Consider the following 26,327-nt stretch of genomic DNA (forward strand, 5'->3'; position numbering starts at 1 on the left):
CAGAGCGGGGGATTGCTGTTCGTTAATTGTTTAATGGATGCGTCTCAAAGCCGATAAATTACCTTAGCATCTAACAAAATCTGGCCATCTGCGTTAAAATCACTCTATCAATCCCATCGCTTACGTTTCATGTTATTTGTTTGACAAAATTCATTCATTATTAATAAAAGATTATTCTATTATGAGCAATCCTGAGAATCATACCAACAGCACAACCAACTTGACCGAGTCTATTCAAGCCGCCTTAAGTCAATTAGAAAACGCTTACAGCCCAAAGGATGTCGAAGCGGGCATGTATCAAGGCTGGGAGGAGAGTGGTTATTTTGCCCCAACTTTTGATAAGGATGAGTCGTTTTCTATCGCCTTGCCGCCGCCGAACGTCACAGGCTCGCTGCACATGGGGCACGGTTTTAACAATGCCATCATGGATGCGCTGACCCGCTATCACCGTATGGACGGCGACAATACGCTTTGGCAACCGGGCACCGATCACGCTGGTATCGCAACCCAGATGGTCGTTGAGCGCCGCCTAGAGGCGCAAGGCATCCGCCGCCGTGATATGACGCGCGAAGACTTTATCGATAAAGTGTGGGAGTGGAAAGAAGAGTCGGGCGGCAACATCACCCGTCAGATTCGCCGCCTTGGTAGCTCGGTGGATTGGTCGCGTGAGCGCTTTACCATGGATGATGGCTTATCCAATGCGGTCAAAGAAGTGTTTGTGCGTCTGTTTGATGAAGGTCTTATTTACCGTGGTAAGCGTTTGGTCAACTGGGACCCTAAGTTCCAAACCGCACTGTCTGATTTAGAAGTAGAAAACGTCGATGAAAAAGGCAGCTTGTGGCATTTCCGTTACTATTTCACCGATACAGACCTCACTACCCAAGACGGCAAAAACTATCTGGTGGTCGCCACCACCCGTCCTGAGACATTATTGGGTGATACCGCTGTGGCCGTCAACCCAAGCGATGAGCGCTATGCGCATTTGATCGGCAAGACCATTACTTTGCCAATCACAGGCCGCGTGGTGCCGATCGTGGCCGATGATTATGTCGAAAGCGACTTTGGTACAGGCTGTGTCAAGATTACCCCCGCCCATGACTTTAATGATTATGAGCTGGGCCGTCGTCACAGCTTGCCACTGATTAATATTTTAGATGAGCGTGCCAACATTTTGCCTGAGATGGAGGTCTATGCTGATCTGCAAACGCGTGAGCCTGCGCTTGAGACCACGCCGAGCGAATACGCTGGGCTTGAGCGTTTTGCGGCGCGCAAGCAACTGGTCGAGCAAGCGAGTAGCGAAGGCTGGCTAGAAGACATCGAAGACTACGCGCTAAAAGCGCCGCGTGCTGAGCGCGGTGGTACCATCGTCGAGCCATGGCTGACTGATCAGTGGTATGTCGCCGTCAATAAGCTGGCAGGACCAGCGATTGATGCGGTCGAAGATGGTCGTATTGAGTTTGTCCCCGCGCAGTATAAAAATATGTATATGGCGTGGATGACCGATCTGCAAGACTGGTGCATCAGTCGCCAGCTGTGGTGGGGTCATCGTATTCCGGCTTGGTATGACGATACGACGGGTGAGATCTATGTCGCCCGCGATGAGGCCGAAGTTCGCACTAAATATAACTTAAGTGACGATATCAAACTGCGCCAAGACGATGACGTGCTCGATACTTGGTTTAGCTCAGGACTATGGACCTTTAGTACACTAGGCTGGGCTGATCCGGCTGCCGATAAAAAGGTGCTTGAGACTTTCCACCCAACTAGCGTCTTGGTCACAGGCTTTGACATTATCTTCTTTTGGGTGGCGCGCATGATCATGATGACCATGCATTTTGTCAAAAACGAAGATGGTACGGCGCAAGTACCGTTTAAGACCGTCTATGTGCATGGTCTGGTACGTGATGGCAACGGTCAAAAAATGTCCAAATCAAAGGGCAACGTGCTCGACCCAATCGATATCATCGATGGTATCGATTTGGAGACGCTAGTAGAAAAACGCACTAGCAATATGATGAACCCAAAAGACGCGGCGAAGATTGAAAAACAAACGCGTAAAGAATTCCCAGAAGGCATCCCAGCTTATGGTACCGATGCACTGCGCTTTACCTTCACATCCTTAGCCAGTACTGGCCGCGATATTAACTTCGATCTGAAACGCGTTGAGGGCTATCGTAACTTCTGTAATAAAATCTGGAACGCCAGCCGCTTTGTCCTCATGAACTGTGTCGATGGTGACAGCAATGCCAAGCCTATCGACCAAAGCGCGAAGCCTGAGGTGTGGGAGCTACCCGAAAAATGGATCATGAGCCGTCTCAACTCGACGATTAGCAATATCCATCAGCACTTTGCCCAGTATCGCCTGGATATGGTCAGCCATGATATTTATGAGTTTATCTGGAACGAATACTGCGACTGGTATGTCGAGCTTGCCAAAGCCAGCCTCAATGACGACTCGGTGACAGACGAGCGTAAAGCGCAAATCCGCTACGTGCTGCTGCATGTGCTCGAGACGGCGCTGCGCTTTACCCATCCAATCATGCCGTATCTGACCGAAGAGATTTGGCAGACTGTCGCGCCACTGCTGAGCCGTAAAGATACCGACAGCATTGTCGTCGCAGCTTATCCTCAAGCTGATAATGCGCAGATCAGTGAGCAGGTGGAGGCGGACATGGCATGGCTACAAGAGCTGATCGCTAGCGTCCGTAATATCCGCGGTGAGATGAAACTGGGTAACGCCGTACGCCTACCAGTATTGCTACAAAATATCTCAGATGAGGAAGAAGCGCGGCTATCACGTATCAAAAACCAGTTTAAAGCACTGGCCAAAGTCGAGAGCTTAGAGATCGTCAAAGAAGGTGATGAGGTGCCATTGTCATCATCAAGTATGGTCGGCCAGCTACGTGTACTGGTACCGATGAAAGGTCTGATTGATCCAACGGCTGAGCTGGCACGTCTGGACAAAGCGCATGAAAAACTGCAAAAGCAAGCCGACGGTATCGCGCGTAAGCTCTCTAACGAAGGTTTTGTGAGTAAAGCGCCAGCGCAAGTGGTTGATGCGGAGAAGGTGAAGCTTGAAGAGTTAGAAGGGCAGTTGGCTACTATAGCAGGGCAAATGGAGGAGTTGAAGGCTTTGTAGTTTTTTAGACATTGATATTCAGAAAGCCACCTAGCTAGGTGGCTTTCTAACCAAAATATTTTTAATGATTAGTTTTTCATATGTAATTAAGATATACGTTCTATTTACTCTTAATTTTTATTAGATTAAATTTATCTTGTACAGATCTATTAATTGTAGTTAGTGGTTTAAATGTCTGATGGACATAATTATCAGATAATAAGTTGGAGTTACTACTAGAAGTATAGTAAGAAGGAAGATTGCCAAAAGATTTAGGATAATACTTTCGATCTTTTACATGCTTTATAGATCGAGTATCTTCTGAGCAAATCAATAAACATTTCGTCACCACTGATATTGCTACAAGGTGAGGGTCATCAAAGTCAGGATCAGTTCTTTTACTTTCTACTTGAGACTGATACTGGTCTATAGCAGTTTTGTTTCCTCTAATAACTTTGTTACTTTCCCTCAGAAACCTAATGATTGGGAGATATTTCGGTAATAACCTAAGTTCGTTTTCATATGTAGTACCTCCATAAACCATTTTACCTTTACCTGAAACAATCCAATCTCGAACAGGAGTAAACTCAGCATGTCTGGCACAATTTACATCAAAAACATTTGCAATACAGTTCGCATCTATAATAATAGGCATATTCTTAAAGCTCCAAAAGTTTTAACTCTTCATCTATGAAAAACTCTCTGTAGGTATTTGGAATATCGCCAATGAATGTACCGTGCTTATCAATACTCATTTCTGTAATAGTATTGCCAAAATCACCTCTTTCAAAGAATAATACTTTGGATTTTATTTTTGCTTCGATCTCTTCTGAGTTCTTCAAAATCTCATATCTAAGTCTATTAATTGTAAAGTCACTATGTGTTTCAATAATGAATCTATTATTATCGTTTGTGACAGAATTGAACAGAAAGCTACCAAAGGCAGACTGCGCTTTAGGATGAAGGTGTACTTCTGGCTGTTGAATTGAGAAAACAGTTCTAGTAGAAGACAGTATTTCAATGATTAGAGGTAATGATTGAGAGACTCCATAGCCTACATTTGGCAACTTCATTTCTAGATTTTTATACTTAATAATTATTTCAAAAGGTGATACGTTTCTTTCACCTAGCTCTTTGACTATAATTTCATCAAATAGATTGCTTTGCTTACCAAAATTTTCTAAAATAGTTATTATTTTATTTTTTGTAGCAGTATCCTTATCCATAAGCATTTTTCTTAACAAAGAGGGTATGTGGTTTCCTTCAGGAGAAAATTTTATTTTATAGGACTCATATATCCTTTTGGCTTTAGCTCTAATTGGAGCTATCCATTTAAAATTATCAAAAATTTCTAGGTTATAAAACCCCATGCTTCTTTGACTGTCGTCATGAATTTCATTTTCTATTAATGTAAGAATGATAAATAGAGGTAAGTTCTTTGGATGTTTAAGAATTTTGAAGCTTCCATAGGTATTAAGATCAGTCACCCATTCTTTGAAATCTTGTTTTTCGGATTCTTTATACCAATACCTAACTTGCTTATCCGAAAACCTAATCAATACATCAAAGCTACCTATACGAGCTTTTACTTGAAATAGGTTTGGAATTGATTGCTTTTCATTAAAATCAAGCACTAATCTCAAATCTCTATTGCTATTCCTAGACCTTCTAAGACTTCTTTCTATACCAATTTGAAATTTTTTCTTACCCTTTTTAGGGTTTTTCTTGTTATAGATTTCATTAAAGTAACCAAGCTCAACCTCGCTGTTATTAAATTCGAATCCCATCCAAAATTCTTGTTTAGATAGTAAATTAATGATTTTCAAAAAAGAGGTTTTACCTGTACTATTTTCACCTACTAGAAAATTGATATCGTCAAGTTGAATGAACTGATTTTTAAATCCTTTATAGTTATTCAAATATATTTTTTCCATTTTAGTAGTCCACCTGATAAGATCATAATTGTAGTCAATTTTAGCAGTAAGTATGGAATAGGTAAAACGAAATTGACTTTTAAAGTATATAAGTTAGGTTGTTAGCTAACTATGGTGTTTAGAGAAGCAATTCTGGATCAAGAAAAACTATTAATCCAACCATCGGATTATATCTACCTCTAAGCCAACGCAATATCGACGATACAGCACCCATCACGCTTAATTTCACTCGCCAGAGTCCAATAGAGATGGATATCAGCTGCTTTGCTTTAGACGCAGCGGGCAAACTGATCAATGATGATTACAAGGTGTTTTATAATCAGCCAATCTCACCATGTGGGCAAATCAATCTTACTCATTACAAGTCACAGCCAACGGCAAGTAAAGGTATCCAAGCCGAGTTTGAATTTTGTATAACCCGCAGAAAGTAATTACTGTTAATATAATCTATGAATATAACCCATCAACTTACTCATAACTAAAGGACGAGCCATGAGCCATTATCTTAAGATTACCGCTGCCATGCTAGGCGGCGCGTTGTATTTATCCGGCTGTGCCAGTACTGGCATGTCGCCATCGCACCCAAACGATCAGGTCAATAACGCCTACCAGTTGCCACAACAGATCTACGACGGCTATTGGGCGATGACAGCAGGGATGGGCGGTCAAGCTGCTGTAGTCAACTTTCGCCGAGATGGCACAAGTTACAACTATCGCTTTAAATGCTATACCGATGGTAGCTATCAGCAAGCGGCCGTAGAAAAATATAACCTAAAGCCCAACCGTACCGCAGTAGGGCTTCAATATGAAAACGAGCCAGTTTTTTCCCAAGTTAAGGTCATAAAACTGGCACCCAAACAAACGCTGGTACTCAACCAAAGCTTTAGCGACCCTGAGTTGCAGCAGGCCTATCCAAATGGTCAAGAGTTCACTTACACCTACAAGCCAACTTTAGAGCCAGTGTGTTTATTGTAATGACGCTATAGATATTGCTGAGTAGATGGATAATTAATCCATTTATATGACACATGTGTTCAAGACCGCTATCATCATAAAACAGCGGTCTTTTTGCTTTATTTGCGATAGGGAGATAGTCTCAATTTACCCAATCACTAACCAAACATACCGATTGATAGCAAAACCCTCATAAAAATAGTCTTGTAGCATATCTCCTGATACGGCATCCTTAGTGAATTCTATCAGCCGCCGTCTTTGTCATAAATTTGCCGGCCAAAACCTGATTATCTGACACTATCCAACGACATACTTTATGAGCCAAAAAAAGCACTTCTACTACCGCCCAAAGACCAATCAGCACCACAGCCCGACAGTGCGTTGGACATTTGTCATATTAGGCTGGGTGTTTTTTGTGCTGGGTATCATCGGCATTTTGCTACCCGTGATGCCGACTGCGCCTTTTATATTACTGGCGGCAGGGTGCTGGGCACGTAGCTCGCGGCGCTTTCATTTTTGGCTGATCAATCACAAATACTTTGGTAAATACGTCCGTGATTGGGAAGAAAATCATGCAGTACCGCTTTATGCTAAGTGGCTTGCGACCATCATGATGGCGATATCGACTGCCATGTTGTTTTATCGTCTGCCCGCTGATATGGCATGGGCGGCATGGCTGGTAGCACTGGTCTGTAGCGGGGTTGCTGTCTATTTGTTTCGTCTGCCAAATGCCAAATAAGGTCGCCAATATAGGGCAATAGTTAAGTCCAGTTACATAAAATCTGAGATAAGGCTTGCGATACTAGTATGTTCCCCTTATAATACATCCAAGCTTAAGAGCAGTTCTGCACCAAATCATTACCTCGTAGTATTAGTTATAATCCTTCGTTTTAATATTTATCGTTCAGTAGCTATTTGCAAGCGTTATCGGTCTATTAGACCACAAATAAATTAAATATCAGGGTTATGACTATGTCAGACGTTCAAAAAGGTACAGTTAAGTGGTTCAACGAAGCTAAAGGCTTTGGTTTCATCGCTCCAGAAAACGGCGCAGACGTTTTCGCTCATTACAGCGAAATCTCAGGCTCAGGCTTCAAAACTTTGGCTGAAGGCCAAGAAGTTGAGTTCACTGTAACTCAAGGCCAAAAAGGCCCACAAGCACACAACATCGTTGCTATCTAATTTGTCTTTTATAGATAAATAGAGCAAGATAAAAAAACGAACCTTTGGGTTCGTTTTTTTTCGTCTGCAATTATAGGTTATAAGATTATAGATAGCTGTCGTCTATGATGGCTATCATCGCTTATGCAGACGAGCAATAAAAAAGGCCAACGACTTCACTATCGTTGGCCTTTCTAGTTTTAGGTAAATGAGCTGCAGGTTAACCAAATGAGCTGATAGCGATATTGATCACTCCGCCGCCGAGTAGCAACCAAGCAAACATCACTGCTCCTAAAATCAGCGGCTTGACGCCAGCTTGTTTGATAGCGCTCATATGTGTGGTCAGGCCCAGTGCAAACATCGCCATGGTCAGCATCACATCATCTAGCATCACCATACTTTGCTCAAAGCCATCGGACATCGGTATCCAAGTGTGCAACAGCACCATCAAGATAAAGATAAAAGCAAACCAAGGGACATTCACTTGTCGTACACGGCTCATTATGGAAGGTTTGTCGGCTTGACCGCTACCAGATGAGGTCAAGGCAAATGATAAAACAAGCAAAAATGGCGCGAGCATCATGACTCGTATCATTTTGGTGACGACCGCAGTATTGCCGACCTCGGTGCTCACCGCGTTACCCGCGACCACCACTTGCGCCACTTCATGAATGGTGGAGCCGGTATAAATACCGTATTGCTGAGCGTCGAGCCACGGCTGCAGCCAGCCAAGATGGTATAAAAATGGATAAAGCAGCATAGCGATGGTGCCAAATACTACTACCGTCGCCACAGCAATCGTCACCTTGTGCGCTTCGGCCTTGACCACAGGCTCTGCAGCGATGATTGCCGCCGCTCCGCAAATGCTAGCCCCTGAGCCGATCAGTAGTGTCGTTTGCTTATCGACCTTTAGCCATCTAGTACCGAGCCAGTAAGTCAATAGAAATGTCGAGGTCAAGACCAGAGCGTCGGTCATGATCGCTGGCATTCCGACGCTGGAGACTTGTGTCAAGGTCAGCTTAAAGCCATAAAAAATAATGGCCAGACGCAATATTTGTCCCTTAGCAAAGGCCACGCCCATCTGTAAGCGCTCTGCGAACTGCGGGTAGACGGTATTGCCCAGTACCATGCCAAGCAATATCGCCAGCGTCAACGGAGAGAGGCCAACGATACGACCATTTGACCAACTATCGATGCTGGCGTCCAACCACAAGCACAGCAAACTACCAAAGAGCACCACCAGCAGTCCTGCTAAGTGGCGGTTGCGCGGGCAATAGTGACTCATTGACTGTGTAAAAGCATACATGGCTCGTCGTCCTCATGGCTATAATCAAAATAAGCATAAGCTTATGAGTAGACAGTATAAGACAAGCCAACTTATAATAAAAACAGATTAATTAGATAGAAACTATCGAAAATACAGGTAATGATGGCGTGAAACAAACCTCTATTAAAAGCAGAGGCATCAGCAGTGATGAGGACGTTGTTAAAACAAGCTCAGTAAAAGACAGATTGCTAAATTTGTTGTTTATTAAACAATGTCGGTTGTGTGCACACCTCCAAAGACGGATATAAGGCAAGCGAGACAATGAAAAAAGCCATGCAAACGCTACCGAAGATTACCCTAAAGCAACTGGCAGTGTTTGTGAGTATTTATCAAACTGGCAGCACCAGCCGCGCTAGTGAAGCGCTGCATCTCTCGCAGTCGGCCGTTAGTAGTGCGCTGAGTGAGCTGGAGGCGCGTCTGCAGATGCCGTTATTTGAGCGGGTCGGACGTAGGCTCAACCAGCACCCCAATGCCCATCCTATTTATATACAAGCGCAAGCGATCTTAGAGCAGTCATTGACGCTGGAGCATTATCATAAGTATCAAGTCGGTCAGATCCATATTGGCGCCAGCACCACCATCGGTAATTATGCCTTGCCGCCGCTGCTAGCCAAGCTGTATCAGGCGCTGCCAGACGCTCGTGTCGATATGTATATCGCCAATACGCAAGAGGTGGTGGCGGAGGTTGAGCAGTTAAATATCGATATCGCGTTGGTAGAAGGCATGCCGCGCCCCACAGATATTAAGGCCATCGAGCAGCGCGCATGGCGCACGGATACTTTGATGATATTTGCCAAACGCGATAGCAGATGGCTGGCAGGTCTTGCAGATTATCAAGAGACTGAACGTCTGTATCATATCACTCTTACGCAGTTGGCCAAACTGCCGCTACTGGTGCGAGAGGCGGGGTCGGGCACGCGGCAGATCATCGATGAGCAGCTGCTCAAACATCTGCCAGAGGCCGAGGTAATTATGGCAATTCAGCAGTCAGAGGCCATCAAACATATGGTCAGTGCCGATATCGGTCTTGGTTGTCTGTCCCAGCACGTCATCGAGGCGGAGCTGGCAGCAGGAAAGCTGGTACAAGTAAAAGTCGCAGGTATCGATCTATCACGGACGTGGTGGTTGGTCTGGCACAAAGCCCGCCATCAAAGCCCGATTTGGCAGACTTTCATAGATATGATACAAGACGATTGAGCAAATACAAAAAGCGCGGCGTCGTAGATACACCGCGCTTTTTTAGCGTTTGAAGTTTTGAGAGCGACTATTTGCGCGTTACGGTTTGAGCGCCATTGTTTGAGCGCTATTAAGTAACATGTTATTGGCGCTACTTGGATACGGGTTTGTCGAGTCTTACGACCAAGCTGTCGCATGGGACGTTGGGCAGGATATTATCCGCCGTAGCACCGCTGATCCACGCGGCGATGCCTGTGCGCTTGTGCCGACCGATGACCAAAAGATCGACGTCGTGTTTGTGGCAATAATTGACGATGCCTTCGCTGCTAGAGATGGCGGTGGTCACTTGCGAGTTGACGGCGTCTAGCTCATTACGCGCCAAAAACTGCGCCAGCTTTGCCCGTGCTTCTTGGCAGCGCTCATCATCGATCTCATCGTATAAGCTCGAGGCGGGAACCAACTCATAACCAAAACCAACCATGGTGTCTTTGACGATATGCAGTACGGATAGCTTAGCGCCCGGGCGGTTATCGACGATACGTTTGGCCTTTTGTGCGACGATATCGGCATCAGAGAGTAAGTCGGTGACCAGTAATATGTGTTCGTAACTCATAGCGTCTTCCTCATGTCAGATAGTATTTACTATAGCACTACTACAGAGCGCTGTTAAATCGTCATCAAGCGTCATCACACGGATGATGCAGGCCGCGTATCACTCTGCAAAGGGTTGGTCGAGCTTGACCACCAAGCTGTCGCAAGGAATATTTGGCAAGATACTGTCGGCCGTCGCTTTGGCCAACCATGCGGCGATACCATGACGCTCATGGCGGCCGATGATGAGCAAGTCGACTTGATTGTCGCGGCAATAATTGACGATGCCCTTACTGTTTGAGATGGCAGATGTCACCTCAGAGTTGACCGCATGCAGCTCATTACGTGCCAAAAACTGCGCCAGTTTTTCTCGTGCTTCTTGCCAGTGCTCGCCATCGACATCGCCTGATAGGCTGGAAGCTGGTACTAGCTCAAAGCCAAAGCGCACCATGTCATCCTCGACGATATGCAATACCGACAGCCTAGCTTCAGGAGAACCTGCAAGGATACGTTTGGCCTTGAGTGCGACGGCATCTGCATCAGATAACAAGTCGGTGACCAGTAAAATATGTTGATAGCCCATCATCAGCTCCTATTAAGACGTTTATTTTATAGTAGCAGTGGTGGCGGTGTTTGTTAAGGGTTAAATCCATTATTTTATTATGGATATTCCCCTGTAGGCGATATTTACAACCCCCTAATTCGTTTATTGTTTAACAGACAACCTATGAGACTCTGTTGACCACACGACTTACAAAACGACCTGTCAATTGACTTATCAAGCAAAAAGAGGCATAGAATATTAACGCTCAGATCGCTTGACTTATCAAAACAGCAGCCCCATCTACTACGGCACCCTATGTATTATAATTTGATAAGGATCACTATGACTGACACGCCATTTATCGCCGATCTAACGCTTCATCCAGCGTTTGAGTTGATTGAGCATCGCCATATCGAGGCGTTGTCAATGGACGTGCTGATCAGTCAGCATGTCAAAACCGGCGCGATGCATTATCATTTGGCGCATCCAAGTGATGAAAATGCCTTTTTGGTTGGCTTTCGTACTCAGCCGATGGACTCAAAGGGCGAGGCACATATTTTGGAGCATGTGGCGCTGTGCGGCTCGGCAAGGTTTCCGGTTCGTGATCCGTTTTTTTCGATGATTAAGCGCTCATTAAATACCTTTATGAACGCCATGACCGCGGCCGACTGGACAGCGTATCCGTATGCCACACAAAATAAAAACGATTACTTTAACTTGCTGGCTGTGTATCTTGATGCGTCGTTTTTTCCCAATATTCATCCGCTTGATTTTGCTCAAGAAGGTATTCGCGTAGAATTGGACGAAAATGACAAACCGCAGTTTAAAGGTGTTGTCTTTAATGAGATGAAAGGCGCGATGAGCGGCGAGATCGACCAGCTCTATCATACGGTCGCTCATCATTTATTCCCAACGACCACTTATCATTATAACTCGGGCGGTGATCCTGCGGACATTCCTGATTTGACCCACGCCGAGCTCGTTGAGTTCCATCAAAGCCATTATCATCCATCAAACAGCGTGATTATGAGCTTTGGTAATATTCCGGTCGCCGAGACCCAAGCGAAAATCCATAACGATGCTTTGAGCCAGTTTGAAGCGGGTAAAAAACACGTCTCACGTCCAGAGCAGCGCCTGCCTGCGCCGATCAGCGCGGTCGACACTTATACGGCTGACGAAGCGGGCCCTGACCAAACCCATCATGTGGTGGCGTGGCTGCTGCCATCGATCACCGATCCCAAGCAGCGTCTGGCTTTGCGTCTGCTAGAAGGCGTGTTGGTCGAGCATGCTGGCTCGCCATTACGTGCGTATCTCGACAGTCATCCGCTTGGCAAAGCGCCAAGTCCGCTATTGGGACTCGATGACAGCCATTATGAGATGGTATTTTATACCGGTCTACGCGGCTCCAACCCTGAGCATGCCGAGGCAGTAGAGCAAGGTATTATGGATTTACTGACTGAAGTGGCCAGTAAACCGATCGATGATGATACGATTGAGACCATTTTGCACCAAATTGAGATCGATCAGCGCCATATCGGCGGCGATAGCATCCCTTATGGTTTAAATTTGATGCTCGAAGGCTTTAGCACGGCCATTCATGATGGCAACCCGATCGACGTCTGGGAAGTGGATGAGCATTTGCAGTGGCTGCGTGAGCAAGTAAAAGACGCAGAGTGGCTACCAAACCTTATCAAAACCCATCTACTAGACAATCAGCACCGTGTGCGCGTGACGTTAACGCCAGATAGTGAAAAATCAGCACGCCTTGCTGCAGCAGAGCAGACCCGTCTTGATACCATCGCGATGGACTTGAGCGCTGATGATAAAGCCATCTTAAAACAGCAAGCCCTTGATTTGGCAGCGCGGCAAGCAGCACCTGATGATTTAAGCCTGTTGCCAAAAGTCGGACTGGAGGATGTCCCGACCGATATCAGCTTTAAGCAAGGCACACAAAAACAAGTGCGCCTAAGCGGACAAGACAGTACGCTGTTTGAATATGAAGCGGGCACCAACGGCTTGTATTATTATCAAGTGATTGTGCCGCTGACCGATGCCATTGGCAATCAGGCCACCAGCAGCCTGCCTGTGAACGAGGTGATCAATCATCCACTGCTACCGATTTATTTAAGCCTACTATCAGAGCTGGGTACTGACTCGATGAGCGCTCATGAGATGCAGGCCAAGCAAGCGGCGCATTCTTCTGGCGTGACGGCGCGTATCAGCCAGCGCACCAGTATCGATGATAGCCAAACGATCAGCAGTTATTTTGTGGTGGCGACCCGTGCGCTCAACCGCAAGCCTGAAGCGATTGATTTGCTCAAAGAGGTCATGGAGCATAGCGTCTTTCGCGAACATGACCGTATCAAAGAGATTTTGCAGCAGCGTCAAGCGGGCTGGCAGTCGAATTTGGCTGGCTCTGGGCATTCTTATGCCATGCAAACCGCCAGCCGCGGTATGAGCCGTCAAGCGCAGCTTGAGTATGTGCGTAGTGGCTTGCCTGCACTAAACGCGCTAAAAGACTTTTTGGCGCATGCCGGTGATGATGACACGCAGTGGGATAAATTGGCAACCAGTCTGATGGACTTGCACCAGCGTGTGATCAGCTTGCCCAAGCATGCCGTGATCATTTGTGAAGCTGAACAAACCGAGCGCTTAAGCAACTTAATCGTCGAGAGCTGGAAAGACAGTCAAGCGCCAGCGCTTGCTGCGCAATTAAGTGGCTCTGATGCGACTATCGAAGACACTATACCAAGTGAGTTTGCCGAGCTGCACCTTGCGGCAGCGTTAAATGGCGAAACAGACGCCATCAAGGCACGAGAGAGCGCCGCTGCGCTCGATGCTGAGGACTTGGCATGGCTGGTACCGACCAACGTCTATCATAATGCCAGCGCTTATCGTGTGCCAGCGGCCGATCATCCTGATACCGCCGCTTTGATGGTATTAGCGCCGTATCTGCGCAATGGCTACTTGCACAGCGCCATCCGCGAGCGCGGCGGTGCTTACGGCGGCGGCGCAGGCTATGACGCCAATGCCTGCGCTTTTAAATTCTTTAGCTACCGCGACCCGCAGTGTGCTGAGACCTTTGCGCATTTTGAGGCCAGTATTGAGTGGCTAATAAATGAGCCGCAGACCGATGAGCAGTTAGAAGAAGCCATCTTAGGTATCATCTCGGGTATGGATAAGCCAGGCTCCCCAGCTGGCGAGGCGGTCAAAGCCTGCTTTGCTGATCTACACCATCGAGGTGCTGACTGGCAACGTAAGATGCGTGCCGCCATATTGGATGTGACGGTGGCGGACCTACAGCGCGTGGCCAAGCAATACCTACAAGGGCAACAGCATGTACGTGCAGTACTAGCGCCTTATGATAAAGAAGAAACCGTGAAAAACCTCGGCTTTAACGTTTGCAAAATAAAGAGCTAATGGGGTTTTTTGAATAAAAACCAATCTGTCACTGTGAGTATTTATGAAGCAGACAATACTAGGTTATTGTCTGCTTTTATGGTTTATGGTAAAAAGACTGATGGTTGAGTCAACGTTTAAAGGCGTTTAAAAACGTTTGATACTCAAGTCTTTGCCAATCATATCCTGATGAATAGGAAACTCAGACAATTGGCTGAACTGCTGGCGATCGGCAAAGTAGCTTCGTAAGGTGCGGCGCACCGCTTCAAAGGCGAGACTATCCCACGGGATGTCTTCTTCGCTAAACAGTGCACAATCAAGGCTTTCAGAGCCGACACCATACGCACCGTCTTTGAGATCGGCCAAATAAATCGAGTATATCTGTCCGATGTCTGGTAGATCATAGATACAGTACAGATGAGGGTTTAGCACCACTGCATCCGCTTCTTCGTAGCTCTCACGCGCGGCGCCCTCTGCCATGGTTTCCCCGTTTTCCATAAAGCCTGCCGGTATCGTCCAAAGACCGTATTGCGGCTCTATCGCGCGGCGGCATAGCAGCACTCTGTCTTTATGTACGACCAGCGACCCACAGATGACTTTTGGGTTTTCGTAGTGAATATAGTTGCAATTTGGGCATACCAAACGCGGCATATTATCCGTGGCTGGTATTTTTCGTTCTGCTTGATGACCGCATTGGAGACAATAGCGCATATCAACTGCCTTTATAAATGTAGTAAGCGTAAGAGATAAAGAATCAGTACTCCTAATGGCAAAAACACCTCGTCATGGGCAGGCGCGCCCGCCCTTTATACATTGGTTTTTTTACTATCAGGATACCGGTAAAGCGATGCTGCAAGGTGTTGTTTTAATAAGCAAGCACCGCCTTAAGATAGCACACATTTTGTTCGTAGCGCAGCATGATAACAGTAACGCTGCATATCGCTGGCGGGTCATCGTCCGATAAATGACAGCAACGCCCGTGGTATCTTGGCATCGTGGCAAGCCATCACTGCTATTTGTCTCAAACGGTCACGCTAACCCATAAAACACGTTGACTTATAAAATAAGAAGACAATACGCGGCGCCTGTCTGTCGATGCGATTTGAGACGTTCATGACGAATACCTTATAACGAACACTTCCTGACAAATGAAGAGTCACACAAATAGCATGCAGCTGCGTGAAGAGTACGTTAGTCTACAGCTAGTCACGCCACATATTGATAAAAACGTATTGATAAAAACATAGGGCAAGATCATGTTACTCCCTTCCCAGACTGTACAGTTAGATGAGCAGTCAGTCGCTATACCACCTTTTATTCGCTATCCGACACTCAGGCAATTGACCGAGCGGGTTCAGCAAGAGACGTTAAATGCGCTGACCGATTCAGCGCTGCATACCGCGCAGCAAAGCTCTCGCAGCGCGCGTGTCTTAGACAGTCTATACCAGACGCCCATTGCCGATGCTTCGATACTGGTGGCCATCACCCATGAGCGCCATCCCAAGCTGCTTTTGACGCGGCGCGCTGCGCACATGAATAGCCATGCAGGCGAGGTATCTTGCGCTGGCGGTAAATACGAGATAGGGGATGGTAATAACGTCGTCACAGCGCTACGTGAAGCTTGTGAAGAGACGGCACTCCCGCCCAACAAGGTACAGCTAATCGGTCAGCTACCCATTCAGACCTCCAAAAGCGGCATGAGCGTGCGCCCAATCGTGGCTTTGATCGCGCCTGATTTGGTACTGGTGCCTGAAATCGGTGAGATATCGCGTATTTTTTGGGCAGATTTTGAGGCGTTACTCACGCAGCCTACCGTTGAGTATGCGATAGAATATGCCATGCAAGATCAGGTGGCGACGATACTTACGCCCAGCTGGCAAGTCGATGGCGAGACGGTCTGGGGGCTGACAGGCCGCGTCATTGCCAGCTTATTAGAGACAGCTTTTGATCGGCAGTTGGAGTGGTATTACCGCGTGCAAGATAGCCGATTGTAATGAGCTGAGCCGACAGATGCTGCGTCATTGATAATAGGCGTCGTTTTTTTTGAGCCACCAGTTCATATTGTCTTGACGCTTGGCGCGAAAGGCTTCTAGTTTGGCGGCTACCGTTTGGTTGTGCTGCCGCGCGGTATCGAGCGCAAACAAAATAGGCACGGAAGATAAGACACCAAACCGGAGCTTCGATTTTGGTAGCGCTAAGCCGTCTCCGATATCATCACCGACCAGAGTACGTGTCACACTGGCATTGACCATCTCTACAAAACGCCCGCGGCGATTGTCTTCGCCCATCAGTTGCCGCGGCAGATCGTGTAGGGCTTTTGCTAAAGGTCGCCCCATCTCAAAGTCTAGCTGTTGAATGGACAAGTAGGTATAGAGCCACTCCCAGCAGGCGGCCTCATCCTTTGGTAGACGCTCTAAATCCACACCCATCCAGTAACTGGCAAGATTCCATAAATGCAAAATTCCCTCGGCCTCCTCGCTACTGATACGCGCGCCAAGCAGCCGTAGCCCGCGCATAATCAGTAGCGAGAATTGCAGATGAGTGGCAATCATATCAGTTTGGTTGATCGGTACACCCCAATAAGCAGTGTTCCAGCTGCCATCAGGGTTGCGATGCTGATCGGCCTCTGTGACGACGCCTTTTGCCGCGTTGCTTTTGCCACTGAGCAAGTTTTGCCGCACGAGTGTGTGAATCTGCCGCACCTGAATCGACTGACGCCAACCCTCAGAGCCGATCGCCAAAACGCTATCGATAGGCCCTCGTGTGCGCGGTATACGTGTGCTTGTTTTGGGCAATAATGGATGCTCAGAGACCGCCAAAATATAAGCATAAGTGCGCATGAGTCTTGGTAGAGCATCGTGCATCAACGCGCCAGTTTGGATCAGTGGCAGCGATAGGGCAGGGATGCTATAACCTGCCATCAATGCCACATTTCGCAGCAGCCAAATCAGCATCAGCGGATAGCGCCGATAGGCGATCGCCCCAGTCTGTGCAAGCTGAGGGTCAAACCAAGTAGGATGATCGCTAAACTGCTCAGCCAGTGCACAAAAGGACGGATGAGCTGCGAGTTTACTGTCGGTTTTGTTATCGAGGATAAGCTGCTGTAAAGGTTTGGCAAAACGCAGGCCATCAGCCGCGAGCGTATCGGTCAGGGGGTCGCCGATGTCGTAGCCTGCGACCATCTCCTCTAATAAATCTTGCGAGATGACAAAATCTTTGGGTAGCAAGTAGCGCTTGATCCGTTTTAAGACCTGTAGGTCATGATGATCATCAATCGCTGTGGTACGCCCATGACGCTGATACGATGCAGAGGTAGGTTGGCTCGGTTTTGACGCGCGCGCTGGCTGTGTCTGCGCTGTATTGTTTGGATCCATAGGTAGCAAATGCCTTTATCGGTAGGCTTTTTATGATGGCCTAATATTTAGACGTTTGGTTGAGCATATCGAGCTGCCTTTGTGTGTCATCGAGGCGACGTTTGATCGACCCAAGCTCATCGGCTAAAAACAACAGCCGTTTGCGAGCGTCTTTTTCGTTGGCAAAGTCTAGCATCGCGCCGCTCTCAAGCTGATCAAACTCTGCTTGATACTCATCTAATAGGCGTCTGTCTGTGTCGAGCTGGTTGTCTAGACGATAATAGGCTAGGCCGTGCTGATTGGCCTGTTGAAGGTGGTTTACCATAGCAGCAGGGCAGACGTTGTTTAACCTACGCCCGCGGCGACCGACATTGTAAGCATTGGTGCTCGTACAGTATTGCTGCAGCCCAAGCTTGCGGCCGCGCTCCCACGCAAGATAATCAGGGGTCACATGCGCTTTGGCACAGGCTTTGCTGTGTGAGGCGAGGCGCTCTGAGGAGTAGCCTGCCACGCCATCGTTATAGCCTATCGTTTGCCAATCACCGATCAGGCATTGTTGTTTGGAGAGAGTCGCGCATGATAGTAAAAACATACTGCCAAGGATAGGCAGACTAAGCGATATAGATCTGATAAGTCCTTGCATGGTCATCTCCTAAAACTGCTGTTATCAGTTGCGCCCAGTGTGTATCTAGATGTCACGAGGCGAGGTGTCGTTGCGCTTACTGCCTTTATCCAAACATGGCTTGTGGTGCTGGTTTTTCTAAGGTTATTGTTTTTTACTGTTAGGGTTTAAACAAAAAAGCGGTGAGCTATTTGTTGGCTAAATAACCGCAAAATAGCTCGCCTTCTTCTGATGATGGATTATGGCTGAGGCCGTGTCAAATCGACTGAGGTGCCGCTGACGTTGTCTTTTAGGCTGACTTTTAGCATTAGGTAACCTGCAATCCCAGAGACGATAGAGCCCATGATGATGCCTAGACGCTCATCAAATAACGCGGTGTCGCCTGCAAAAGCAAGGCCACCGATAAATAAGCTCATGGTAAAACCCACACCGCACAGCAAAGCGGCACCATAAATTTGCTTATAATTCATGCCCTTTGGCATGGTTGAGATACCCAGCTTAAAGATTAACCAGCACATCGCCATGACACCCAATTGCTTACCGATAAATAGACCGGCGGCGATCCCCAGCGGTACGGAGTGAAACAGCTCTGCAAAACCTGCGCCTTTGAGTGAGATGCCTGAGTTGGCAAAGGCAAATAGAGGCAAGATACCAAAAGCCACAGTGTTGTGTAGGTCGTGCTCTAGCTCTTCGACAGGGGAGTGCTCAGGGTCAGTACGATCAAACATAGGAATAAACAACGCCAACACCACGCCCGCTAATGTCGCATGGATGCCCGACTTGAGAACGGCAATCCACATGATGACGCCGATGAGCAGGTAGGGGGTGATACTGGTCACGTTACGACGGTTTAGCAAATACAAAAACGGCAAGCATAGCCCTGCAAAGGCCAATGACTCAAGGGATAGTTCGCTGGTATAAAACAAGGCAATGATCAAAATCGCGCCGATATCATCAAAAATAGCAATCGATACCAAGAATACTTTGAGGGAGTTTGGGACGCGACTGCCAAGTAGGCTTAAGATACCGAGGGCAAAAGCAATATCTGTGGCGGCAGGAATGGCCCAACCTTTCCAAAACTCAGGCTCGCTATAGTTAAATAGCAGATAGACTGCAGCGGGCATGATCATCCCGCCGATGGCCGCGCCTGCTGGCAAAATGATTTGTTTGACATTGGACAGCTCACCGATAAGCACTTCGCGCTTGAGCTCAAGGCCGACCAAAAAAAAGAAAATCGCCATCAGGCCGTCATTGATCCAATGATGGGCGTCTTTGGCAATCGCAAAATCACCGATTTGAATGGCAACAGGGGCATGGATAAAGCCTTCATACCACGTGCTTAGAGGGGAGTTGGCAATTATCATCGCAGCGATGGCAGCCAGTGCTAACACGATGCCGCCTGCTGCCTCAAATTCAAAAAATGCCTTAATCCTTCGTATTGCCATATTACCCTCATTTTCTAAATACAAATTACTAAAAACGAATTGCCAAACAATTCAATAACCTCAAATATCGATGCGGTCGCTTAGCGCGCCATACAAACAGACAGCAACAGTTTCTCATACTCTGATTCATATAGACAACAAAATACGTCCACCCAAAGTTATAAGCACGTCTTGCTATATCCACAATAGCGATATTATAACGATGATAACACTGGTAAATATAGTGATAAGTCGTTACTGACTAACGATCCGACGCGCGTCGCAATCTTTAGCCCATCTAGATGACTATCGATTGAATCGAGAGCATGCCTTAGACAAATCTAGCAGACTTTTTTACGTTTTTGGCTTTTTTTACGTTTTTATCTTTATAATGAGCGTCACTCTACAGTGCCACTTATAGGTATAAATGTGTCAGCAGGTCAGTGTATCTGCTGACAGATAGCGGTACATACAGCCTCAATATCGAGGCTGATTTTTCTTATCAATTTTGCAGGTCAGCGTCATGGACTTATCCCTCTCTATCGAGATTATCTTAATGCTAACGGCGGTGGCCGCAATAGCCGGTTTTATCGATGCCATTGCAGGCGGCGGTGGGCTCCTCACCATACCAGCCATGCTACTGGCCAATATCCCGCCAGTGCTCACGCTTGGCACCAATAAGCTACAAGCCGCCTCGGGTGCGCTAGCGGCCTCGATTACGATGATAAAAAAGGGCGTCATCAACCCTAAAAGTATAAAGGTGGCGATTATCGGGGCTTTTATTGGTTCAGTCATCGGTACCATCGCTGTACAGATGTCGCCGCCGGATTTACTCGAAAAGCTGATTCCGTTTTTGATTGCCGCTATCGGGATTTATACTTTGTTTGCACCCAAGCTCGGCGAGGTGGAAGCGGCGCCGCGTATCTCAGAGGGCAAGTGGCAAAAAATTGTGGCGCCATTGATTGGGTTTTATGATGGGTATATCGGGCCAGGGACGGGCATGTTTTTTGCGCTGGGTAATGTGGCGCTACGTGGTCGGCAGATCATCGAGGCAACAGGCGCGGCTAAGGTTTTAAACTTATCGACCAATATTGGCTCGCTGATTTTTTTTATTTTGGGCGGTAATGTGTTGTGGAAAGTCGGTCTGGCAATGATGGTCGGACAAACGGTAGGGGCGTATTTTGGCTCGCATATGGTGGTCAAAGGGGGGAGCAAGCTGATTCGTCCTGTCATCGTGCTGGTCTGCCTTGCCATGATTACCAAGTATGTGATTGGCTAACGCAATCTATAGTAGATTCAGTTTAAAAATGTTGTAGCGCTACTGGTATAAATTTTACTTGCGTGCTGTATGCACAGAGGCTGCGCAGCCTACGTTTAAAAACAGCATCCCAGTAGTGCTTTGGAACTTATGACAGTTTTGTTTTCAACTGGCTATATGCTTTATTGAGTATCGATACAGCCTGTTTATAGGCAGTGCAGCCATAAAAAAACCTCAGTTCAAAAGTGAACTAAGGTTTTGATAAATGAATAAATAAACGCTTTATTGATTAGCGGCGACGATCAATATCATCGTACTCACTACCCATGATGCCATCACTAAACACTTGAGAGAACTCACGCTCGTTGTCTTCATCGATGTGACCATCAAAGACGTCTTTGGTGCCCGCCGCAGGATCGTTGTAGATAGCGACGTCCATTTTCTCTTCAGATTTTGCCACGATTGCTGTCACTGCTGCATCGCCGCCGACGTTGACCGCCGTACGCAGCATATCAAGGATACGATCCACACCCAAGATCAGCCCAATACCTTCGATAGGCAGACCGACTTGAGCAAATACCATAGACAGCATGATTAAGCCCACACCAGGGACGCCTGCGGTACCGACAGAGGCCAGCACCGACATCAAGATAACTGTCAGATACTCGGTCACACCCAAATCAATACCATAAATATTGGCAATAAAGATGGTCGCCGTACCTTGCATGATGGCCGTACCATCCATGTTGATGGTCGCCCCAAAAGGCACGGTAAACGAGGCTACTGAGTTGTTGACACCCATACGCTTGGTGACGGTACGCAGCGTGATCGGAATGGTGGCGTTCGAGCTTGAGGTACTAAAAGCAAAAATCTGTACTTCGCGCATTTTTGCCAAAAACGTCTTAATAGACAGACCAGAAAACAGCTTTAGCACGATCATCATAGTGATAAAAAAGTGGAAAGCCAGTGAGCCAATCAGTACTGCAACATAACCGAGCAATGACCAAATCAGATCTAAGCCCAGCTCCGCCATGGCTTTGGTCAATAGCGCAAAAACCCCATAAGGCGCAAGATTCATAATGATGGTCACCATCTTTAAGATGACTTCATTAATCAGCTCCAAGCTTTGTACCAAACCTTTGGCAGGCTTGCCGACCATCAAAATACTGATACCGATCAAGATGGCAAAGAAGATAATCGACAGCATGTCGCCATTTGCCATCGCGCTGATGGGGTTTGACGGAATGATATTTGAAAAAACATCGAGTAGAGGTGGCGCAGACTTGGCTTCAAATGCCGCTTCTGTTTCAACCTCCATGCCTTTACCGATACCAAATAAAAACCCAAGTCCGATAGCAGTTGCAATAGCAAGCGCGGTCGTCATCATATAGATTAGGAAAGTCTTGGTACCTATGCGCCCAAGCAAACGAATATCACCAATACCGCACACCCCGCAAATCAGCGAGATAAGTACCAAAGGCACGACCAGCATTTTGAGGGAGTTGACGAATAGCTTGCCGATGATGGCCAAAAATCCATTGGTGATATATGTACTAACAAAACCGCCCTCAGCGTTCAGTCCTGAATAGTTGATAAATAATCCCAGTATGATACCGAGCACCATGGCAACGATGATCTTGCCCGTTAGTCCCATATTTTTCCACATAAACTCTATCCTTTTATCCGCAACATTCAGTATCAAGGGTGCTACTAAACCAATGCGTTTATGATTGCCATCCTTACGCCTGATGGTGTTGCATCTGCAAAATTTTGTCTGTCATTTCATGTCAGGCTCTTCGACAATATAAAATAATTATTAAGGTTACTGCAAGATTTTTTTATGATTTAAATAATAATCTATAACTGATTAAAGGTGGTTTAGAGTTTTTTGTCAAAAAACAGGTCTAGATAATCACTCAGTAAAAGATAGATCTGATGCTATAAATCGCCAAAAGCACCACAATCATTAGGCTAACGTCGCTAAAATATCGACATTTAAGCCAGCACCAACGCATTTTTGTTAAATGTCATCATCAAAAGGGTGCGATGACCAAAAACGCTCGGACAAAAAAAAGACTGCCTAACCGCGGCAGTCTTTTGTAAAAATGACAGTAATGTATCAATGATGAAGCTTCAGGCCACTGGTAAGGATCACCTTACTGTAAAACATAAGTCTATCAATATAAATGGCTAGGCATATTCTTAATCCTATCGATATCCCGCTAAACGAGGACATTCACTAATAAGTAACAGTGTTTTTAAACAGGCGTTTTTAAACGGACAATTTCTACAAAGTCCATCGCTTAGTTTTTGCTTTCCTCGCGGCGATGTTTGTCTTGCCATGGCTCACTATCGCCCAGCTCGTCTAGGTGCTCGTCGATAGACTGAGTTTTTTGCGCCCTGTCTTTTTGATTGATGCCTTTATTATTGATGTCGTCGTGATTGATGTCATCGGTATTGGCGTGGTCAGTATCTATTTGGTCGGTATTGTCCGTTAGCTGGGTGCCATGTAGTTGAGCGCTGTCTGGTTCAGCGCGCTCTGAGGCTGTGCTACGATGATTGTTGCCCATACGCTCATTGAGGTGCGAGGCGGCGTCACGGTGACGTGCATCCAAGGCCTCAATCTCAGGATGAGAGTCATCAAAGTCAGTCTGAGCCTGTCTTTCCTTTTGAGAGTCTTGTTCTGCGACCATTTCTACCTCACCATCAGGCTCATAGCCATGATTGGGATTGTCATCGCCTGTTGGTTCATCTGCTGAAGCTCGCAAGCCTTCTGCTGCGCCCGCCGCTATGCTATTGGCTGCTGTATCAGTGGCCGTGTCGGTAGCAGACTTATCATCAGACGCTGAGTCACTCTGAGCTTGCGCCGCACGTTTGCGCTCTGCATAGTCGGTCAGCTGGTTGACCGCGTTTTCGAGCGTATGATGGTTAAAGCGTGGCTGCGCTTGTGATAAATGCTTGTCAAAGACATCGGTCAATAGCGAATCAAAACGTATGGCATTGTATTGAATAAGCACTTCGGCTTCTTCTTCGGTGATATCTCCGTTTTGGCTGGCATAGACCACATGGTCTTCAAAGGTCAGGCCAGCAAAGCTGTCTTTGTGCTCCGCCTTTTTAAATTTCTGCCATAGCGGTTCGATACCCAATAAGGTCTGATAGGCGTTTTCCATACGGCCCGTCACATCGTCCTCGTCAGTGTTGTAATAGACCATGGTCTTGAGGTAATCGCGAAAAGGATTGGCCTCAAAGTCTTCCATAAAGGTATCGCCGAGCTGACGTTTTAGTTCGTCGCTTGGCGGCGTAAAGATGCGGCCACTGGGGAAAGTCACGAATCCAACCAATGCTGCGGCAAAGCGATTCGGGAAGTTTTCAAAAAATGATTCAAACGCTTCTTGGATGGTGAACAGGCTATTTTGTAAAGCGACTTCGGCATGCAAACGCTCCGCTTCAGATTTGCTGCCATACTCATAAAACTGCAAAATGGCCGTCGCGATAAATAAATGACTATGAATATCAGCCAGACGACCAGAGAGCATCTCTTTACGCTTTAGATCACCTGCGAGCAGCCCCAACGCCATATCGGCAGTCAAGGCAAAGCTAGCGCTCAAGCGGTTGATGTGCTTATAGTAAGGACGGGTGAAGCGATCGGCAAAGCTTGGCACATGATTGCTGCCGCCGACATAGCCTGCGACAAAGGCTTTTGCCCCGCGGTTAAAGGTATAACCCAAATGCTTAAAGAATAAAGTATCAAACTCGCGGATAGCGCGGTGTTTGTCCTCGCTTTGTAGCAGTTGTAGTTCATCAAACAGATAAGGGTGGCAGCGCATCGCTCCTTGACCAAATATCATCAGTGAGCGCGTCAAGATATTGGCACCCTCAACGGTGATAGAGACAGGGATTGCCTGATAAGGCGTCGCCAAAAAGTTGCGTGGCCCCATCTGTACCGCACGGCCACCGACCACATCCATACCGTCATTGACCACTTCACGCATGGTTTCGGTGGCGTAGTATTTTGCCATGGCCGTCATGACCGATGGTGTGCCCCCTTGGTTGAGACCACAGGTGACGAGATGACGAAAGGCCTCTAACATATAGGTATGACTGGCCATACGGCTGGTGGCGTCTTGTACTCCTTCAAACTTACCGACAGAGATTTTGAACTGCTCGCGGACTTTGGCAAAGGCACCGACAGACAGATAGGTCATCTCACTGGCCGACGTGGACAGGGCAGGCAAAGAAATGCCGCGGCCGACGCCCAAGCACTCCATCAGCATACGCCAGCCGCGCCCCGCGTTTTCGACGCCGCCGATGATATAATCTAGCGGAATAAAGACATCCTTGCCATCGACCGTACCATTCATAAAGGGCGAGCCAATAGGATTATGACGAGGTCCGATGACCACGCCCTCGTGATCGGCAGGAATCAGCGCACAGGTGATGCCGTAGTCGGTCTTTTTAGCATCTCCAAGCAAGCCTTCTGGATCGTGCATCTTAAAGGCTAAGCCTACGACTGTCGCGATAGGAGCCAGAGTAATCCAGCGTTTTGAGAAATTCATCCGTAGGCCGAGCACGGGCTCGCCTTCATGCCTGCCATAACACACCACACCAGTATCCGGTATCGCGCCTGCATCAGAGCCTGCTTCAGGCCCTGTCAAACCAAAGCAAGGCACTTCATCACCGCTTGCCAGTCCCGGCAGCCAGCGCTGTTTTTGCTCATCAGTACCATAATGCATGAGCAGCTCGCCTGGACCGAGTGAGTTTGGCACCATGCAGCTCACTGCTGCTGTCGGTGAGCGTGAGGCAATCTTGCTCATCACCCGACTTTGGGCATAAGAGCTAAACGCTCGGCCGCCAAATTCTTTTGGAATAATCAAACCCAAAAAGCCATTGTCTTTGATAAATCGCCATGCCTCAGCCGAAAGCTCTTTATCCTCATGCTGAATTTTCCATTCATCAAGCATGGCACACAGCGTCTCTACTTCGTTATCGATGAAGCTTTGCTCTTCATCTGATAGCTCTGGATAAGGGTATTTGGCAAAAGTATCCCAATTGGGCGCACCCATAAACAGCTCTTTTTCCCACCAGCTGGTGCCAGCATCCAGCGCTTCTCGCTCAGTATCGCTCATGCTGGGCATCGCACCGCCCAGCGTCTTATAGACCGGCTTGGTGATAAGGGACTGCCGCAGCGGCGAGATAAGCAGTATCAAGCACAACACCGCGATTGGAATGCCCAAAACAAGCGACCACGGGCTGATAAAAGCAGTGATGATGACGGTGGCGAGGGCGACGATGCTGCCGGTGATACGTGATAAGGACATCAAAAAGATGGCCAAGACCATGGCTAATTGAATGAATATTGCCAAAATAAATAAGCCAATTGCCATGACTGTCTCCTTTATAACGCCAAACAATAGCGTAAAAATATGTGAATGCAGGTCAGATACATATAGTTATGGTTTTTCTGAC

Annotated in this window: 20 protein-coding genes; 9 read left to right on the plus strand and 11 right to left on the minus strand. The window is 47.2% G+C overall.

Annotated elements, in window-relative coordinates; genetic code table 11:
- The first annotated feature begins 181 nt into the window (after positions 1 to 181).
- Complete coding sequence (locus R0I52_RS03920) at positions 182 to 3,139, plus strand: valine--tRNA ligase (protein ID WP_317053249.1); 2,958 nt, start codon at positions 182 to 184, stop codon at positions 3,137 to 3,139.
- A 100-nt stretch (positions 3,140 to 3,239) separates the two neighbouring features.
- Here the strand turns inward: R0I52_RS03920 and R0I52_RS03925 are convergent, their stop codons facing one another.
- Together R0I52_RS03925 and R0I52_RS03930 are read right to left on the minus strand one after the other, a co-directional pair.
- Positions 3,240 to 3,773, minus strand: a complete 534-nt coding sequence (locus tag R0I52_RS03925) for a hypothetical protein (protein ID WP_317053250.1) — start codon at positions 3,771 to 3,773, stop codon at positions 3,240 to 3,242.
- Between the two features lie 4 nt (positions 3,774 to 3,777).
- The gene (locus R0I52_RS03930) at positions 3,778 to 5,052 is read right to left on the minus strand and encodes an AAA family ATPase (protein WP_317053251.1); all 1,275 of its coding nucleotides are present in this window, start codon (positions 5,050 to 5,052) and stop codon (positions 3,778 to 3,780) included.
- 242 nt (positions 5,053 to 5,294) lie between these two features.
- Here R0I52_RS03930 and R0I52_RS03935 point away from each other — a divergent pair, with 242 nt between their 5' ends.
- The 4 genes from R0I52_RS03935 to R0I52_RS03950 all read left to right on the plus strand — a co-directional run bounded on the left by R0I52_RS03935 (position 5,295) and on the right by R0I52_RS03950 (position 7,188).
- Complete coding sequence (locus R0I52_RS03935; protein ID WP_317053772.1) at positions 5,295 to 5,483, plus strand: TerD family protein; 189 nt, start codon at positions 5,295 to 5,297, stop codon at positions 5,481 to 5,483.
- Positions 5,484 to 5,544: 61 nt separating this feature from the next.
- The gene (locus R0I52_RS03940; protein WP_317053252.1) at positions 5,545 to 6,027 is read left to right on the plus strand and encodes a hypothetical protein; all 483 of its coding nucleotides are present in this window, start codon (positions 5,545 to 5,547) and stop codon (positions 6,025 to 6,027) included.
- A gap of 295 nt (positions 6,028 to 6,322) precedes the next feature.
- Positions 6,323 to 6,745, plus strand: a complete 423-nt coding sequence (locus tag R0I52_RS03945) for a YbaN family protein (RefSeq protein ID WP_317053253.1) — start codon at positions 6,323 to 6,325, stop codon at positions 6,743 to 6,745.
- Positions 6,746 to 6,978: 233 nt separating this feature from the next.
- Positions 6,979 to 7,188 carry a cold-shock protein gene (locus R0I52_RS03950; protein ID WP_025644841.1) on the plus strand — a complete coding sequence of 70 codons (210 nt, stop codon included), beginning with the start codon at positions 6,979 to 6,981 and terminating at the stop codon, positions 7,186 to 7,188.
- Positions 7,189 to 7,387: 199 nt separating this feature from the next.
- Here the strand turns inward: R0I52_RS03950 and R0I52_RS03955 are convergent, their stop codons facing one another.
- Positions 7,388 to 8,473, minus strand: coding sequence for a YeiH family putative sulfate export transporter (locus R0I52_RS03955; protein WP_317053254.1), 1,086 nt, complete (start codon positions 8,471 to 8,473; stop codon positions 7,388 to 7,390).
- Positions 8,474 to 8,755: 282 nt separating this feature from the next.
- On the opposite strand from R0I52_RS03955, the gene R0I52_RS03960 reads away from it, so the two are divergent.
- Entirely contained in the window at positions 8,756 to 9,691 is a 936-nt protein-coding gene (locus R0I52_RS03960; protein ID WP_317053255.1) for a LysR substrate-binding domain-containing protein, read from the plus strand.
- Positions 9,692 to 9,821: 130 nt separating this feature from the next.
- Here the strand turns inward: R0I52_RS03960 and R0I52_RS03965 are convergent, their stop codons facing one another.
- Both R0I52_RS03965 and R0I52_RS03970 read right to left on the minus strand, forming a co-directional pair.
- Positions 9,822 to 10,283, minus strand: coding sequence for a universal stress protein (locus tag R0I52_RS03965; protein ID WP_075100364.1), 462 nt, complete (start codon positions 10,281 to 10,283; stop codon positions 9,822 to 9,824).
- Between the two features lie 99 nt (positions 10,284 to 10,382).
- A complete protein-coding gene (locus R0I52_RS03970) occupies positions 10,383 to 10,844 on the minus strand; it encodes a universal stress protein (RefSeq protein ID WP_317053256.1) in 462 nt (153 codons plus the stop codon).
- A 303-nt stretch (positions 10,845 to 11,147) separates the two neighbouring features.
- Between R0I52_RS03970 and R0I52_RS03975 the strand changes: the two genes are divergently transcribed.
- A complete protein-coding gene (locus tag R0I52_RS03975) occupies positions 11,148 to 14,225 on the plus strand; it encodes an insulinase family protein (RefSeq protein ID WP_317053257.1) in 3,078 nt (1,025 codons plus the stop codon).
- A 126-nt stretch (positions 14,226 to 14,351) separates the two neighbouring features.
- On the opposite strand, the gene R0I52_RS03980 is transcribed toward R0I52_RS03975, so the two are convergent.
- On the minus strand, positions 14,352 to 14,915 hold the full coding sequence (locus tag R0I52_RS03980) for an NUDIX hydrolase (RefSeq protein WP_075100367.1): 564 nt from the start codon (positions 14,913 to 14,915) through the stop codon (positions 14,352 to 14,354).
- 545 nt (positions 14,916 to 15,460) lie between these two features.
- Here R0I52_RS03980 and R0I52_RS03985 point away from each other — a divergent pair.
- Positions 15,461 to 16,198, plus strand: a complete 738-nt coding sequence (locus R0I52_RS03985) for a CoA pyrophosphatase (protein WP_317053258.1) — start codon at positions 15,461 to 15,463, stop codon at positions 16,196 to 16,198.
- Between the two features lie 24 nt (positions 16,199 to 16,222).
- On the opposite strand, the gene R0I52_RS03990 is transcribed toward R0I52_RS03985, so the two are convergent.
- The 3 genes from R0I52_RS03990 to nhaA form a co-directional block, all read right to left on the minus strand.
- Positions 16,223 to 17,578 (minus strand): oxygenase MpaB family protein, encoded by a 1,356-nt coding sequence (locus R0I52_RS03990; RefSeq protein ID WP_317053259.1) that lies wholly within the window; start codon positions 17,576 to 17,578, stop codon positions 16,223 to 16,225.
- A gap of 40 nt (positions 17,579 to 17,618) precedes the next feature.
- A complete protein-coding gene (locus R0I52_RS03995; RefSeq protein WP_317053260.1) occupies positions 17,619 to 18,200 on the minus strand; it encodes a DUF2799 domain-containing protein in 582 nt (193 codons plus the stop codon).
- Positions 18,201 to 18,418: 218 nt separating this feature from the next.
- Positions 18,419 to 19,624 (minus strand): Na+/H+ antiporter NhaA, encoded by a 1,206-nt coding sequence (nhaA, locus tag R0I52_RS04000; RefSeq protein ID WP_075100370.1) that lies wholly within the window; start codon positions 19,622 to 19,624, stop codon positions 18,419 to 18,421.
- A 502-nt stretch (positions 19,625 to 20,126) separates the two neighbouring features.
- Between nhaA and R0I52_RS04005 the strand changes: the two genes are divergently transcribed.
- Positions 20,127 to 20,882, plus strand: coding sequence for a TSUP family transporter (locus tag R0I52_RS04005; protein ID WP_317053261.1), 756 nt, complete (start codon positions 20,127 to 20,129; stop codon positions 20,880 to 20,882).
- A 268-nt stretch (positions 20,883 to 21,150) separates the two neighbouring features.
- Here R0I52_RS04005 and R0I52_RS04010 read toward each other — a convergent pair whose 3' ends face one another.
- Together R0I52_RS04010 and R0I52_RS04015 are read right to left on the minus strand one after the other, a co-directional pair.
- Positions 21,151 to 22,527, minus strand: a complete 1,377-nt coding sequence (locus R0I52_RS04010; RefSeq protein ID WP_317053262.1) for a dicarboxylate/amino acid:cation symporter — start codon at positions 22,525 to 22,527, stop codon at positions 21,151 to 21,153.
- 637 nt (positions 22,528 to 23,164) lie between these two features.
- Entirely contained in the window at positions 23,165 to 26,245 is a 3,081-nt protein-coding gene (locus R0I52_RS04015) for an acyl-CoA dehydrogenase (RefSeq protein WP_317053263.1), read from the minus strand.
- Positions 26,246 to 26,327: the final 82 nt, after the last annotated feature.

The sequence above is a fragment of the Psychrobacter sp. CAM01 genome, assembly GCF_032842965.1.
Taxonomy (GTDB): domain Bacteria; phylum Pseudomonadota; class Gammaproteobacteria; order Pseudomonadales; family Moraxellaceae; genus Psychrobacter; species Psychrobacter celer.